Annotated in this window: 10 protein-coding genes; 7 read left to right on the top strand and 3 right to left on the bottom strand. The window is 67.8% G+C overall.

The genetic code is table 11. From position 1 onward, the window contains the following. The first annotated feature begins 26 nt into the window (after nt 1–26). The 7 genes from hemE to AB4Z27_RS17080 all read left to right on the top strand — a co-directional run bounded on the left by hemE (nt 27) and on the right by AB4Z27_RS17080 (nt 14,095). Complete coding sequence (hemE, locus tag AB4Z27_RS17110) at nt 27–1,115, top strand: uroporphyrinogen decarboxylase (protein ID WP_441644874.1); 1,089 nt, start codon at nt 27–29, stop codon at nt 1,113–1,115. Between the two features lie 514 nt (nt 1,116–1,629). Further along, on the top strand, nt 1,630–3,933 hold the full coding sequence (locus AB4Z27_RS17105) for a primosomal protein N' (protein WP_441644873.1): 2,304 nt from the start codon (nt 1,630–1,632) through the stop codon (nt 3,931–3,933). A 186-nt stretch (nt 3,934–4,119) separates the two neighbouring features. Continuing rightward, nucleotides 4,120–8,088 carry a trifunctional transcriptional regulator/proline dehydrogenase/L-glutamate gamma-semialdehyde dehydrogenase gene (putA, locus tag AB4Z27_RS17100; protein ID WP_441644872.1) on the top strand — a complete coding sequence of 1,323 codons (3,969 nt, stop codon included), beginning with the start codon at nt 4,120–4,122 and terminating at the stop codon, nt 8,086–8,088. A gap of 184 nt (nt 8,089–8,272) precedes the next feature. Then, on the top strand, nt 8,273–9,424 hold the full coding sequence (locus AB4Z27_RS17095; RefSeq protein WP_092300309.1) for a branched-chain amino acid ABC transporter substrate-binding protein: 1,152 nt from the start codon (nt 8,273–8,275) through the stop codon (nt 9,422–9,424). Nucleotides 9,425–9,618: 194 nt separating this feature from the next. After that, nucleotides 9,619–11,562, top strand: a complete 1,944-nt coding sequence (locus AB4Z27_RS17090; protein WP_092300306.1) for a hypothetical protein — start codon at nt 9,619–9,621, stop codon at nt 11,560–11,562. 194 nt (nt 11,563–11,756) lie between these two features. Next, the gene (locus tag AB4Z27_RS17085) at nt 11,757–12,980 is read left to right on the top strand and encodes a cation:proton antiporter (protein ID WP_177220002.1); all 1,224 of its coding nucleotides are present in this window, start codon (nt 11,757–11,759) and stop codon (nt 12,978–12,980) included. Continuing rightward, nucleotides 12,980–14,095 carry a YbdK family carboxylate-amine ligase gene (locus tag AB4Z27_RS17080; protein ID WP_092300303.1) on the top strand — a complete coding sequence of 372 codons (1,116 nt, stop codon included), beginning with the start codon at nt 12,980–12,982 and terminating at the stop codon, nt 14,093–14,095. Before AB4Z27_RS17085 ends, AB4Z27_RS17080 begins: the two co-directional genes overlap by 1 nt. A 31-nt stretch (nt 14,096–14,126) precedes the next feature. On the opposite strand, the gene AB4Z27_RS17075 is transcribed toward AB4Z27_RS17080, so the two are convergent. From AB4Z27_RS17075 to AB4Z27_RS17065, 3 genes are all read right to left on the bottom strand, one after another. Further along, the gene (locus AB4Z27_RS17075; RefSeq protein WP_369823529.1) at nt 14,127–14,603 is read right to left on the bottom strand and encodes a glycine zipper family protein; all 477 of its coding nucleotides are present in this window, start codon (nt 14,601–14,603) and stop codon (nt 14,127–14,129) included. 112 nt (nt 14,604–14,715) lie between these two features. Next, entirely contained in the window at nt 14,716–15,186 is a 471-nt protein-coding gene (locus AB4Z27_RS17070; protein WP_092300297.1) for an OsmC family protein, read from the bottom strand. 33 nt (nt 15,187–15,219) lie between these two features. Further along, nucleotides 15,220–15,966 carry an MBL fold metallo-hydrolase gene (locus tag AB4Z27_RS17065; RefSeq protein ID WP_092300294.1) on the bottom strand — a complete coding sequence of 249 codons (747 nt, stop codon included), beginning with the start codon at nt 15,964–15,966 and terminating at the stop codon, nt 15,220–15,222. Nucleotides 15,967–16,010 lie beyond the last annotated feature (44 nt).

Below are 16,010 nucleotides of genomic sequence, written 5' to 3'. Positions count from 1 at the left end.
AGAATGGCGGTCTTGAGAGGATGACCATGACCGCATTGCAGAACGATACCTTCCTGCGCGCGCTGCGCCGGCAACCCACCGAGTACACGCCGCTGTGGCTGATGCGCCAGGCGGGCCGCTACCTCCCCGAATACAACGCCACGCGCGCCCGCGCCGGCAGCTTCCTCGGGCTGGCGAAGAATCCCGCCTATGCGACGGAAGTGACGCTTCAGCCGCTGGATCGCTACCCGCTCGACGCCGCGATCCTGTTCTCGGACATCCTCACCGTGCCGGACGCGATGGGCCTCGGCCTGTCGTTCGCCCAGGGCGAAGGTCCGCGTTTCGCGCACCCGCTGCGCACGGAAGGGGATGTGGCCAAGCTCGCCGTGCCGGACATGGCTTCCCTGCAATACGTTTTCGATGCCGTGAGCGAGATCCGCCGCGCGCTGATCCAGGACGGCCGCCAGCGCGTGCCGCTGATCGGCTTCTCGGGCAGCCCGTGGACGCTGGCCTGCTATATGGTCGAAGGCGGCGGCTCGGACGACTTCCGCACGGTCAAGGCGATGATGTACGGCCGCCCGGACCTGATGCATCGCATCCTCGACATCAACGCCCAGGCGGTGTCCGCCTACCTGAACGCCCAGATCGAAGCAGGCGCCCAGGCCGTCATGGTGTTCGATACCTGGGGCGGCGCGCTGGCCGACGGCATGTACCAGCGCTTCTCGCTCGAATACATGCGCCGCGTGCTGGCCGGCCTCAAGCGCGAGCACGAGGGCCAGCAAATCCCGGCGATTGTCTTCACGAAGGGCGGCGGCCACTGGCTCGAGCAGATCGCCGAGATCGGCCCGGATGCCATCGGCCTCGATTGGACCGTGAACCTCGCCCAGGCCCGTCGCCGCACGGGCGGCCAGGTGGCGTTGCAGGGCAATATCGATCCGACGGTGCTGTTCGCGCCCGAAGCCGCCATTCGTGAGCAGGTGCGTGGCGTACTCGACACCTACGGGGCAGGCGGTGGCAGCGACGGCCACGTGTTCAACCTCGGCCACGGCATCTCGCAGTTCACGCCGCCCGAGAGTGTTTCCGTGCTGGTGGACGAAGTGCATCGTTACAGTCGCACCCTGCGCGGCGCGCGCTAACACAGGCTCCCGGCCGTTTGAAATACCCCGCGTCGCAGCGACGCGGGCCCGTGCGCCGGCCTTGTGCACGGGGAGGCTCACGGCAAGGGCTGTCAAGTAAACTATTTTTTGATTTGTCTCCAAAAAGGTGCCGATGGGTCGTTGTCAAGGCTTGACTTATGCACACTGATAGGTTTGCGGCAGTGCACGAGCGGGTTACCCCTTAACTCAGTTGGGGGGTCTTCGCAAGTCCTTGATTCATAAGACTTTGAATCTTCTTCAAGCGAGCCCGCGACAGCGATGGAACCTTGGATTCAAGCGCCTTCCGGGGAAGATGGAGCGACTTTTCAACAAAGTTATCCACAGGCACTTCGGGGGAAGTGGAAAACCATCCATGGATCATCGACTTAGGGTCACATTTGAAGTTTTACTTTAAGTTGATGTTGCGCCGCACACAGACTTTTCTCATGGTGTCGACCATGCGTCGCATGCACAACGATTGCGCATCTGGACTGCACCAGTCGGGGGTCCGTCGATGACCGCCCCGGCGCTCCACGTCGCGCAAACATCACAGACATTGGAAGCCGATCCCGCCCCTGCACCAGCGCCGATCGTGCGCGTTGCGCTCGATACGCCCGCTGACGATTGCTTCGACTACGTCGCCGCGCACGATGTGGCGCCGGGTGACCTTGTCGTGGTGCCATTCGGCCGCCGCAGCATGGTCGGCGTGGCCGTGGAGATGGCCGACAGCAGCGATGTGCCTGCAGACCGCCTGCGCCCGGTGGAGCGCCATATCGGCTGGATGCCCCCGGTGAATGCCGAATGGATGGCGCTGGCGCGTTTCGCGGCGCGCTATTACCACCGGCGGCTGGGCGAGGTCATGCTGCCCGCGCTGCCGCCTTCCCTGCGCGAGGCCGAGACGTGGGACCGCCTCGGCCAGCGCGCCCAAAGCACGCAGTACCGGGTACGCGACGGGCAGGGCGACGCCTTGCTCGCCGCCGTGCCCACGCGCGCCCGCACCGCCCACGCGCTGGCTGCCGCCCTGGCCGCAACGCCGGACTGGATCGGCCTGACCGACGCCCGCGCGCTCTGCACCGCCGCCCCGGCCCGGCTGGCCGAATGGGAGGCCGCCGGCTGGATCGAATCGTCCATTGCGGCCCGCAGGCTGCTCGATATTGCGCCAGACCAGCCGCCCTCCGTCGCCCCCCCCCTTCACGACGAGCAGCGGCAGGCCGTGGACGCCATCGCCAGCGCCGAAGGCTTTGCGCCGTTCCTGCTGCACGGCGTGACCGGCAGTGGCAAGACCGAGGTCTACCTGCACGCCATGGCGAGCCTGCTGGCCGCCGACCCCGCCGCACAGATCCTGATGCTCGTGCCTGAGATTAATCTCACGCCGCAGCTCCAGGCGCGCATCGCCGCCCGCTTCCCGCACGAGCCGCTGGCCGTGCTCCATAGCGGGCTGGCGGATCAGGAGCGCAGCCTGCAATGGCTGGCCGCCCATCGCGGCGAGGCGCGCATCGTTCTGGGTACGCGGATGGCGGTGCTGGCGTCGATGCCGCACCTGCGGCTGATCGTGGTCGATGAAGAGCACGATACGTCATACAAACAGCAGGAAGGGTTACGCTACTCGGCGCGCGATCTGGCCGTCTGGCGCGCCAACCAGTTGAAGATCGGCATCGTGCTGGGCTCCGCCACGCCGTCGATGGAGACCTGGCATCGGGCGGGGCAGGGCGCCTACCGCAAGCTCGTGCTGCGCGAGCGCGCCCAGGCAGACGCCGCGCTGCCCACGGTGCGGCTGATCGACCTGAACCATGAACGGCAGCGTCAGCGCCATCTGTTCGAAGGGCTGTCCGTGCCGCTGCTGGACGCCATCCAGCAACGGCTGGAACGCGGCCAGCAAAGCCTGCTGTTTCTGAACCGGCGCGGCTATGCGCCGGTGCTGGCCTGCGATAGCTGCGGCTGGCTCTCCGGCTGCCCGCGTTGCTCGGCGTACCTGGTGCTGCACCGGCCGGAGCGCCGGCTGCGCTGCCACCACTGCGGGCTGGAATCGCCGGTGCCGCATCACTGCCCCGACTGCGGGAATGTCGACATTGCGCCACTTGGGCGCGGAACCCAGCGCATCGAGGAGGCCCTCGCCACGCGCTTCCCGGACGCCCGCATCGCCCGGATCGACGCCGATTCCACGCGCCGCAAGGGCACCGCGCAGGCGATGTTCGACGAAGTCCACGCGGGCGAGGTCGACATCCTGGTTGGCACACAGATGGTGGCCAAGGGCCACGACTTCCAGCGCGTGACGCTGGTCGGCATCGTCCATCCGGACGCCGCGATGTTCAGTCACGACTTCCGCGCCGCCGAGCACCTGTTCGCGTCGCTGATGCAGGTCTCCGGCCGCGCGGGCCGGGCCGGGCTGCCGGGCGAAGTCCTGATCCAGACCCGTTACCCGGACGCCCCGGCGTTGCAGGCGCTGGTCCGGCATGACTATGATGGATTTGCCGCCAGCCAACTGCGCGAGCGCCGTCAGGCCGGCCTGCCGCCGTTCGCGTACCAGGTGCTGGTCACGGCCGAGCACGGCCAGCTCGAACGGGCGCTGGCCTTCCTCCAGGCCGCGCGCGAACGGGCCGATGCCTGTGCGCTGGCGCCAGAGGTGCAACTCCACGACCCGGTGCCGATGTCGATGGTGCGCATCTTCAACAAGGAGCGGGCGCAGATGCTGGTGGAAGCGAGCGCGCGCCCGGTTTTACAACGGTTTGTGAGCGAGTGGGTGCAAACATTTGGCGAGGTCGGCAGCGCCGTGAAGGGGGTGCGCTGGCAGCTGGAGATCGACCCGCTGCGGATCTAGACGGCGTGCAAAGTGTTGTAGTGGTGCAACCGTCGCACCCCTTCGCAGGCTAAGGGGTTGCACTAGGTTGCACCTCGCAATTTTCCGAGGGTAATATCGCGGCAGCCCTGAAGCGGCCGGGGCTCGCGTGCGCACCGCGCGCGGACCGCGTGGCCGCTTCCCCCCGCTTTTCGGAGAACTGCTCGCATGGCCACCACCACCCTCGGCGTCAAGCTCGACGACGCCTCGCGCGACCGCCTCAAACGCGTTGCCCAATCGATCGACCGTACCCCGCACTGGCTGATCAAGCAGGCGATCTTCACGTATCTGGAGCAGGTCGAACGCGGCCATCTGCCGCACGAAGGCGGGTTCAGCGCCGGCGCAGACGCCGAGGGCGGTGACACCGAGGTGCAACCGGGCGATGCCGCCCCGCAGCCGTTCCTCGAATTCGCCCAGAGCATCCAGCCGCAGTCCGTGCTGCGCGCCGCGATTACCTCGGCCTATCGTCGCCCGGAAACCGATTGCGTACCGGTGCTGCTGGAACAGGCCCGCCTGCCGCAGCAACAGGCCGACGCCGCGATCAAGATGGCCAAGACGCTGGCCCAGCGCCTGCGCGAGCAGAAGGTGGGCACCGGCCGCGAAGGCTTGGTGCAGGGCCTGATTCAGGAATTCTCGCTGTCGTCACAGGAAGGCGTGGCGCTGATGTGCCTGGCCGAAGCGCTGCTGCGCATTCCCGACAAGGCCACGCGTGATGCGCTGATCCGCGACAAGATCAGCGGCGCCAACTGGCAGTCGCACCTGGGCCAGAGCCCGTCCCTGTTCGTCAACGCCGCCACCTGGGGCCTGCTGCTGACCGGCAAGCTGGTGGCCACGCATACGGAGTCAGGGCTGTCGAAGGCGCTGACGCGCATCATCGGCAAGGGCGGCGAGCCACTGATCCGCAAGGGCGTGGACATGGCCATGCGCCTGATGGGCGAGCAGTTCGTGACCGGGGAGACCATCTCCGAGGCGCTCGCCAACGCCCGGAAATACGAGGCCGAAGGCTTCCGCTACTCGTACGACATGCTCGGCGAAGCCGCCATGACCGAGGCCGATGCCCAGCGCTACCTGGCCTCCTACGAGCAGGCCATCCACGCCATCGGCCAGGCCTCGCGCGGCCGGGGCATCTACGAGGGCCCGGGCATCTCGATCAAGCTGTCCGCGCTGCATCCGCGCTATAGCCGCGCCCAGCACGAGCGCGYGATCTCGGAACTCTACGGCCGCCTGAAGTCCCTGACGATGCTGGCGCGCCAGTACGACATCGGCATCAATATCGATGCGGAGGAGGCCGACCGCCTCGAAATCTCGCTCGACCTGCTCGAACGCCTCTGCTTCGAACCCGATCTGGCCGGCTGGAACGGCATCGGCTTCGTGGTGCAGGGCTACCAGAAGCGCTGCCCGTTCGTGATCGACTATGTGATCGACCTCGCGCGGCGCAGCCGGCACCGCCTGATGATCCGCCTGGTCAAGGGCGCCTATTGGGATAGCGAGATCAAGCGCGGGCAGGTCGATGGCCTGGAGGGCTACCCGGTCTATACGCGCAAGGTTTATACCGATGTGTCGTACATCGCGTGCGCGCGCAAGCTGCTGTCCGTGCCCGATGCGATCTATCCCCAGTTCGCCACGCACAACGCGCACACGCTTTCGGCGATCTACCAGATTGCCGGCCAGAACTACTACCCCGGCCAGTACGAGTTCCAGTGCCTGCACGGCATGGGCGAGCCGCTGTACGACCAGGTGGTGGGCCCCCTCGCCGAGGGCAAGTTCAACCGGCCTTGCCGGATCTACGCGCCGGTGGGCACGCATGAGACGCTGCTGGCCTATCTGGTGCGCCGCCTGCTCGAAAATGGCGCAAATACGTCGTTCGTGAACCGCATTGCCGACGACACCATCGCCCTCGACGAACTGGTGGCCGACCCGGTCGCCGTGGTCGAGCAGATGCACAAGACCGAAGGCACGCTCGGCCTGCCCCACCCCCGCATCCCGCATCCGCGCGCGCTGTATGGCAAGTCGCGCGCCAATTCGATCGGTATCGATCTGTCGAACGAGCACCGGCTGGCGTCGTTGTCGTCGGCGCTGCTGGCCGGCACCAGCGACACCGTGCGTGCCGAGCCGCTGCTGGGCGGCGATGTGTCGCGCGCCGACGCCGTGTTCGCCCCGGTGCTGAACCCGGCCGACCACCGCGACGTGGTGGGCCACGTCAGCGAAGCCACGCCCGATGAGATCGAGGCCGCGCTGGCCGCCGCCGTCAACGTGGCACCGATCTGGCAGGCCACGCCGCCCGAGGTGCGCGCCGCCGCCCTGGAGCGTGCCGCCGATCTGATGGAAGCGCAGATGCAGTCGCTGATGGGCACCATCATGCGCGAGGCCGGCAAGACCTTCTCGAACGCGATTGCCGAAGTGCGCGAGGCCGTCGACTTCCTGCGCTACTACGCGGTGCAGGTGCGGGACGGCTTCTCGAACGATACCCATCGCCCGCTAGGCCCGGTGGTCTGTATCAGCCCGTGGAACTTCCCGCTGGCGATCTTCACCGGCCAGGTGGCCGCCGCGCTGGCCGCCGGCAACCCGGTGCTGGCCAAGCCGGCCGAGCAGACCCCGCTGATCGCCGCCCAGGCCGTGCGCCTGCTGCGCGAGGCCGGCGTGCCGGCTGGTGCCGTGCAACTGCTGCCGGGCCGCGGCGAGACCGTAGGCGCCATGCTGGTGGGCGATGCCCGCGTCAAGGGCGTGATGTTCACCGGCTCCACCGAGGTGGCGCGCCTGCTGCAACGCAACGTCGCCGGCCGCCTGGACGCCGCCGGCCGTCCGATTCCGCTGATCGCAGAGACCGGCGGCCAGAACGCGATGATCGTGGATTCGTCCGCGCTGGCCGAGCAGGTGGTGGCGGACGTGGTGTCCTCCGCCTTCGACTCGGCGGGCCAGCGCTGCTCCGCGCTGCGCGTGCTGTGCCTGCAGGAAGACGTGGCCGACCGCATCCTGGAAATGCTCAAGGGCGCGATGGGCGAGCTGACGCTGGCCAACCCGGACCGCCTCTCGACCGACGTCGGCCCGGTGATCGACGACGAAGCGCGTACCGGCATCGTCCGCCATATCGAGGCGATGCGCGCCAAGGGCCGCCGCGTGCACCAGGCCGATCCGGGCGCCGCGCAGTCCGCCGCCTGCCGCCACGGCACCTTCGTGCCGCCCACGCTGATCGAGCTGGAAAGCCTTGAAGAACTGCAACGCGAGGTCTTCGGCCCGGTGCTGCACGTGGTGCGCTACCCGCGCGCCGCGCTCGACACGATGATCGACCAGATCAACGGCACCGGCTACGGCCTGACGCTGGGCATCCATACGCGGATCGACGAAACCATCGCCCGCATCGTGGATCGTGCCCATGTGGGCAACCTGTACGTGAATCGCAACATTGTGGGTGCAGTGGTCGGCGTGCAGCCGTTTGGTGGCGAGGGCCTGTCCGGCACCGGCCCCAAGGCGGGCGGCCCGCTCTACCTGCACCGGCTGCTGTCGGTGTGCCCGCAGGACGCCGTGGCGCGTACCGTGCGCGGCGCCGATACCAATGGCGGGGCACAGGTCGCGCGGGTCTCGTCCGGCCTGGCCGCGCTGAAGGCGTGGGCGCARGGCTCGCAACCCGAACTGGCCGCCGCCTGCGACCGCTTTGCCGAGGCGAGCCCGTCCGGCCTGGCCGTGACGCTGCCCGGCCCCACCGGCGAGCGCAATACCTACTCGCTGCTGCCGCGCGAGCGGGTRCTGTGCCTGGCCCAGCAAGAGGCCGACCTGCTCACCCAACTGGCYGCCGTCCTGGCCGTGGGCGCCCAGGCGTTGTGGCCAGACACCACTGCAAACAAGGGCTTGCTGTCGCGCCTGCCCCAGGCAGTACAATCGCGCGTCCGCCTGGCCGCCAACTGGCAAGATGCGCAGGCCGCGGACGCCGCTTTCGACGCGGTGCTGCACCACGGCGATTCCGACCAGCTGCGTACCGTCTGCGAACAGGTGGCCCAGCGGCACGGTCCCATCGTCGGCGTGCAGGGGTTGGCTCACGGTGAACCGAATGTCGCGCTGGAGCGTTTGTTGATCGAGCGTTCGCTGTCCGTCAACACGGCGGCTGCGGGCGGCAATGCAAGTCTGATGACGATCGGCTAAGTATTAAGCAAGTCCTTAGTTGATCGGTTGTCGATGCGTGCGGTGGGGGCCGGCGATCCCGACCCCGCCGCGCAACCGAGGAACGGAGCGGTGCTGCCAACGCCGGTCCGTGATGCGCGCCGGAGGCCGGCCGCGCAGCTACAACACGGCACCCTAAGCACCCAATGGGACCCAAGGAGAACTGATGAGCTCGACATTCCAAAAAACGGCCATGACCGTTGCCATGGCCGTTGCAGGCCTGACCGCCGCGCAGGCTGCCTTCGCACAGGCGCAGGAAATCAAGCTGGGCTTCGCCGCCCCGATGACCGGCGGCCAGGCGCAGTACGGCAAGGACATGCAGAACGGCGTRGTCCTCGCCATCGAGGACATGAACGCCACCAAGCCGAAGATCGGCGGCAAGGATGTCAAGTTCGTGCTGGTCTCCGAAGATGACCAGGCAGATCCCAAGACGGGTTCCGTGGTCGCCCAGAAGCTGGTGGACTCCGGCATCCAGGGCATGCTCGGCCACTTCAACTCGGGCACCAGCATCCCGGCGTCGATGGTCTACAACCGCGCCGGTATTCCCCAGATCGCCATGGCCACGGCTCCGGAGTACACGCGCCAGGGCTTCAAGACCACGTTCCGCATGATGACGTCCGACACCCAGCAGGGTTCGGTGATCGGCGCCTTCGTGGTGAAGAAGCTGGGGGCCAAGAACATCGCCATCGTCGATGACCGCACCGCCTACGGCCAGGGTCTGGCTGACGAGTTCGAGAAGGCCGCCAAGGCCGCTGGCGGCAAGATCGTGCGCCGCGAGTTCACCAACGACAAGGCGGTGGACTTCAAGGCCGTGCTGACCAACCTGAAGCGCAGCAACCCGGACGTGATCTTCTACGGCGGCGCCGAGACCCAATCGGCCCCGATGGCCAAGCAGGTCAAGGAACTGGGCCTGAAGGCACCCCTGGTGTCGGGCGAAATGTCGAAGACCGACAACTTCCTGAAGCTGGCTGGCCCGGCTGCCGATGGCACGGTGGTGTCGCTGGCCGGCCTGCCGCTGGACCAGATGCCCGGCGGCTCCGCGTACGAGAAGAAGTACGAAAAGCGCTTCGGCAGCAAGGTGCAGACCTACTCGCCGTACGCCTATGACGGCGCCACCGCCATGATGACGGCGATGATCAAGGCCGGCTCGGCCGACCCGGCGCGTTACCTTCCAGTGCTGGCCGCCACCAACATGCAGGGCGTGACCACCAAGACGCTGGCCTATGACGCCCGCGGTGACCTGAAGGACGGCGGCATCACCGTCTACAAGGTCGCGGACGGCAAGTGGACCGTGCTGGAAACGGTCGGCGGCAAGTAAGCCCTGACTGCGCAAGACACAAGGCCGCCGGCTGGCTTTCCTCCGGCCGGCGCGTCTGCCGGACTGACGCCACCCCCCCGGGGTGGCGTTTTTTATGCCAAAGCGGATGGGTTTCCCACGCTGTTCTTCCCATGGTCTTTCTCGGCGTTGGCGCATAATCGCGCTTTTGCATACTTTTTCCATAGGAGCCGTCCGTGCAGGAAGTCAGTTATGAGCACGCGATTGCGCTAGCCAACGCCGGGCGCCACGCCGAGGCGCTACAGATCGCCGACCAGCTTTGCGAGGCCCATCCCGAGGTGGTCGACTAYGCCGCGCTGCAGGCGCAACTGCATGCGGACCAGGACGATGTGCCCGGCGCGCTGGCTGCGCTGGAAGCCGCCATGGCCCGTCTGCCCGAGCTGTCGCTGGCACCGGTGCACCGCTGGGCGTCGCGCGGCGCGCTCGCCCATCTCTACGGCACGCTGCTGATGCGCCAGGGACAGGACGCCGAGGCGCTGCCCTGGCTACACGAGGCCGCGCGCCGCAACGGGCTGGCCTCGGGCGAGTGGGCCGCGCATTTCTACGCCGGCTTTGTCGCCTTCCGGCTCAACGATTTCGCCCGCGCGGGCCGCTACTGGCACGATCTGCTGTATCGCGCGCCGGACCTGGGCGCCGCCGACATCCTGCCGCTAGTGCAGGACTACGTAGACCGCGCCGACGCCGCCAGCCAGCTTGGCGAGCCGCTGATGCGCATCTGCCTGGCCCGCATCGCGCTCGATTCCCCCGAATTGCTCGACCTGACGCCGGAAGCCGGCGACGCCATGGCGGGCATGGAGGCCGAGCGCGTGCTGGCCGAGCACCCCGATCACCCCGAGGCGCGCCGCCTGCGCGCCCCGCTGCGGCTGGGCAGCGACCGCGCCGGTGCGCTGGACGACCTGGCCACCTACCTGCGCCAGCGGCCCGACCCGCAGGCGCAGGTACGCGACCTGACCTGGCGCTATCAATCTGCCGACGCAGCGCCGGGTACGCCSCCGGCGTGGCAGGGTTTCGCGATGACCGCCGATGCCGACGACGGCGCCGCCTACTTCCACGCCGCCACGGCGCTGGGGGCCTTCATCGACGAGGTGCCGGCGTCCGAGGCGACCCTGAAGCCGATGCTCGAGGCCACCTGCCGCAAGGGGCTGGAGCGCTTCGAAGCCTACTTTTCCACAGGCGAGGGCGATGCCGACGGCCACGGCGGCAACGCCGAYCCGCACCTGTACTCGCTGCTGTGCCGGCTGACGGCGCGCCTGCTGCCGGCCGATGCCGTCCATGTCGAGGAAAAGGTGGCGCTGCACCGCAAGGGCATGGCCGCGAGCGATTTCATCGACCATTGGATCGACCTGCTCGACGCTCACGCGTCGGCGGGCCAGCACAAGCAGGTGGTGGAGCTGGCCGGCGAGGTGCTGAACCGCTACCCGGTGGAGCGCAATCCGGCCGATGTCACGTGGGCGTTCAGCCGGCTCGTGGCCGCCTGGCGCGCGCTGGGCGGGCGCGATGCCACCGAGTCCGCCCGCGCTGCCATCACCCATATGGACGCCCGGCTGGACGCGCTGCCCGTGGAGGCCCGCACCGCCGGCGCCCACGCCATGGCGCACGCGCGCGCCCACTATGCGGCGTTGCTGCAGGCGGGCATGGCAGCGATGGACGAGCACGACAAGATCGACGCCCTGGGSGAGCTCGAAGCCCTGCAACGCCGCTCCTTGCTGGTGGAGGACGCGTGGCTGTTCAATCACTTCGGCCAGATCTGGCACGAACTGGCCGAGCCGGCCCGCGCGCTGCCGTTGTTCGAGCGGGCGGTGTCGCTGACCGAGGGCGATCCGGCCGACCAGGCCGCGCCCCGCGCCCAGCGAGCCCGGCTGCTGACGGAGATGGAGCAGTTTCCGGAAGCGCTGACCGACTTCCAGCTCGCCTTTGCCGCCCGTGCCGACTGGGACGCCGAAACGTGGCTGCACGCCGTGCTGGCGGCGCTGGGCATGGGCCAGCGCGAGACGGCGCTGGGCTGGTTCGAGCGCGCCCGCACGCTCGGCGCGGACAAGGGCCGCACCCGTCCGCTGTACGCCAAGGCCGAGGCCGGCCTGAAGGCCACCCGTCCGAAGTGGAAGGTGTGGGGCGTGTAACTTCGGAACGGCTCGCGGGGGCGCCGGGCGCTGAAACAGGTCCGGAAAACCGTCCCCGATTCTGATTCTTGAAAGACCTACAAAACGCCATCGACGACGATGGCGTTTTTTATTGGAATTTGCTGTAAGTTGCCGGCGTCTTCCACGTAGGGTCGGACAAAGCCCGACACTGCAACCCAAGTGCTTCCGTTACCATGTCGGCCATGAACGGATTGAGCCAACTTTTCCCGACCCTGCCGCTGGCACCGGGCGGCCTGTTCTGGGTGGGTCTCGCGCTGGTRGGCGCGGGCCTGGCCGGAGAGGTTTGCCGCCGCTGGCTGGGCCTGCCGCGCATCGTCGGCTACGCGGTGGTGGGGCTGTTCGCCGGCATGCTCGGCCGCAGCATCGTCGACGACAACATGATCCTGCAGACGCGGGTGCTGATCGACATGGCGCTGGCCCTGGCCCTGTTCGAACTCGGGCACCGGCTGTCGCTGTCGTGGCTGCGCGCCAACCGCTGGCTATTGTTTACCAGCGCGGCCGAGAGCCTGCTGACCTGGGGGCTGGTCTCCACGGTGCTCCAGTGGCTCGGGGCGTCGCCGGGCGTGGCGATCCTGGCCGGCGGCATCGCGGTCAGCACCTCGCCCACCATCGTGCTCCAGCTCAAGAACGAGTTGCGCGCCGAGGGGCAGGTCACGGAACGGCTGATGGCCATGGCGGCGCTGAACAGCATCTACGCGGCGGCCATCGTCCAGGTGGCCACGGGTTGGCTCCATTCCGAATACGGCAATATTGGCGCGGCGCTGCTGCATCCGCTCTACCTGCTGGTGGGCTCGTGCCTGCTGGCGTGGGTGGTCGGCAAGCTCGGGCACGCGCTGTACGCGCGCATGTCCGCGGACGATCACTACAGCTTCCTGGTGCTGGTGGGGCTGGTCCTGTTCACGCTGGCGCTGACGCGCGTCCTAAAATTGTCCATGCCGCTGACGCTGATGCTGGCCGGCGTGGTCTTCAAGCACCAGGACCGCCAGCCGCACGTGTGGCCAGCGCACTTCGGCAGCGCCGGGAGCCTGCTGATCATCGTGATGGTAGTGTCGCTGGGCCTGCCGCTGACGGCGCACGACTGGGTAGTCGGCGGCACGCTGGCCGTGGCCCTGGTGGTGATGCGCCATGTGGCGAAGCTGGCCGGCGTGGTGTCGCTCGGTTCGTTCTCGGGGTTGAGCCTGCGCCAGTGCATGGCGCTGGGGCTGGCGCTGGCGCCGATGTCGGGGCTGGCCTACCTGCTGATGAACGACGTGGCGCGCCTGTACCCGAGCACCGGCGGACCGCTGGCATCGATCATCCTGTGTGCGCTGGCCATCGAACAGCTGCTGGGGCCGGTCATCGCGTCCTGGGCGCTGCGCTATGCTGGCGAGGCGCGTGACAATGGAGGAGGGCGCTGATGTCGCTCGAACCGTTCAAGCATTCCGAGGCGCTGACGTTCGGCGTGGAGCTGGAACTCCAGCTTGTGAACCGTCATGACTACGACCTCGCGCCCTTCGCGCCGGACCTGCTGCGTGCGGTCAAGGGCGCCCAGCACGCGGGCGACATCAAGCCCGAGATCAGTCCGTCGATGATCGAGATCAGCACCGGCATCTGCCGCGACTACGCGCAGGCGCTGGAGGAGCTGACGGTCATGCGCGACCTGATGACGCGCGCCTCCCGCTCGCTGAACCTGGGCATCTGCGGCGGCGGCACCCATCCGTTCCAGCAGTGGTCGGACCGGACCATCTCCGATTCGCCGCGCTACCAGTACATTTCCGAGCTGTATGGCTATCTCGCCAAGCAGTTCACGGTGTTCGGCCAGCACGTCCATATCGGCTGCCCGAGCGCGGACGAGTCGCTGTTCCTGCTCCACGCCATCGGCCGCTACGTGCCGCACTTCATCGCGCTGGCGGCGTCGTCGCCGTACGTGCAGGGGGTGGATACCGGCTTTGCCTCGGCGCGCCTGAACTCGGTGGCGGCCTTCCCGATGAGCGGCCGCGCACCGCATGTGCTGACGTGGGACGCCTTCACCGCCTACTTCAACAAGATGCGCAACACGGGCGTGATCGAGAGCATGAAGGACTTCTATTGGGATATCCGTCCCAAGCCGGAGTTCGGCACGATCGAGGTGCGCGTGATGGACACCCCGCTGACCGTGGAGCGCGCCTGCGACATCGCGGCGTACATCCAGGCGCTGGCGCGCTACCTGCTGCTGTCACGGCCGTTCATGCCGCAGGAAGACGACTACCTGGTGTACACCTTCAACCGCTTCCAGGCGTGCCGCTTCGGGCTGGAGGGCGAGTACGTGCATCCGAACGAACTGACGCGGATGCCGATCTCGGATCATATTTTGTCGATTTGCGACGCGCTGGTGCCGCACGCGGAGGCGCTSGGSTCGCTSAAGGCGCTMGARAATATCCGCGCGCTGGCTTCGAGCCGTGACAACGACGCGCACTGGGTGCGCACCGTCGATGCCGATGCGCACAGCCTGCGCGAGACGGTGCGGCGTACCTGCGAGCGGTGGGAGGCCTGACGCCGACGGCGGGCCGGGGTGACTGCACCGCTTATTGAACGGTATAGCCCTTGCCWCCCATGCAAGCCTTCCACGCCTGGTAGTAGCTGCCCATCGCCTGTTGCTGGCTCGCGGCGTTCTGTTCGTTCGCCGCCTGCACGTTACGGCGTTCCTGCCGGTTCCGCGAGCCGCCCGCCATGGTCCCGACGGCGGCTCCGGCCGCCGCACCCTTGCCGGCATCGCCCGCAACTGCGCCAATCACGGCGCCGCCCGCTGCCCCGCGCGCCGCGCCTTGCACGCGCTGGCCGCCCTGGGCCTGCTGGGGCGGCGGGGCCTGGGCCACCACTGCGGGGTCTATGCCGGTTTGTTGTTTGGCCCAGCTGTAGCACTCCCCGTCATCCTTGGATTGCTGCTGCGCGGACTGGCCCTTGGCCGGATAAGCCACCGGTTTCGACTGTGCCTGCACGCCGGCTGCGGCCAACGCGATTGCCGCGCCGAGCACCATCCCCCATCGCTTGCTGTGATGCATGATGTACCTCCTCCGGCGGGGCCATGTGCCCGCGTGTGCGGTCTCAGTATTGCAGCGCAGGGGGCGAAGTCAAATGAATTCCTTCGTGCCGCGTATTAGGCGTTTGCAGGGGTCAGGTCGGATACACCGGCTCGCATCGGATCTCGGATTTCACCGAATTGGCGATGAAGCAGGCGTCGTGCGCGGCGTGGTGCAGCTGATCGATGTCGGCGCGGGTCGGCAGGCGCTCGCCCGAGAACGTAACGTCGGGACGCAGCGTCACCACGGTCACCGCCATGCGGCCTTCGGCGGTCTTGGCCAGCGTGCCCACGGACTTGTCCACATAGCGATCGACCACRAAGCGCTGCTTGGCGGCCAGCGCCAGGAACCACAGCATGTGGCAGGCCGAAATCGACGCGATCAGCATTTCCTCGGGATCCACCGCGCTGGCATCGGACATCGGCGGCGGCACCACGTGTGGCGACGCCGAGCCCGGCACTTCCGCGCCGCCGTCGAACCGCAGCACATGCTTGCGGCTGTAGCGGTTGCTCACGAAATCCTGATCGCCGCGCTCCCACGCGATCTCGGCACTGTGCTCGGCCATGCTGGTCACTCCGGGTAGTAGAAGAACGAAAAATCAGATGCCGTGCGGCACGCTTTCCCCATCTCGCCCGGTCACGAGCCCCAGGCGCTGGTTCGCCGGCACGGCGATATCGATCAGCTTGGGGCGGGGCAGGTTGAGGTTGCGCATCATGACGATGAACTCGTCGCGCGAGCGCCCCGCCACGCGGCTGTTGTGGGCGCGCTCATGGCCGATGGTCGACTGGGTGTGGCCCTTGTAGTCGTGGGCGGGGTAGACCAGCGTGTCGTCGGGCAGGCGGAAGAGCTTCTCGGTGAGGCTGTCGAACAGCGTGCCGGCGTCGCCGGACTGGAAATCGGTGCGSCCGCAGCCGTCGATCAGCAGCGCATCGCCGGTGAAGATGCGGCGCACCACGCCGTCCGGCGTGGCTTCCTCCCAGAGGTAGCTCATGCTGCCGGCGGTGTGGCCGGGGGTGTGGATCGCGCGAAGCACCTGCTTGCCGAAGCTGACGGTGTCACCGTCGATCAGTTGTTTCAGCGCAGGCTTGATGTCGCAGCCGGACGGCGCGGCGGTGTTGGCGCCAGTCTGCAGGGCGAGTTGCCCGGCGGAGGTGATGTGGTCGGCGTGCGCGTGGGTCTCGACAATCCAGACCAGCCGCGCGCCAGTCTCGCCCAGCAGCGCCAGGTCACGCGCGTACTGCCGGTCCACCGGATCGATCAGCAACGCCTCACGCGTCTCGGCGTCGATCAGCAGGTAGGTGAAGGTGGACGAAGTCTCGTCGAACAGCTGATGGAAGGTCTGCATGGCCGTTTTCTTCTTGGCAAACCGGGGGTGCCGCCATGATACGC

It is taken from the genome of Cupriavidus sp. KB_39 (genome assembly GCF_052114485.1).
Taxonomy (GTDB): Bacteria; Pseudomonadota; Gammaproteobacteria; order Burkholderiales; family Burkholderiaceae; genus Cupriavidus.
This window is presented reverse-complemented; position numbering and strand designations above follow the sequence as displayed.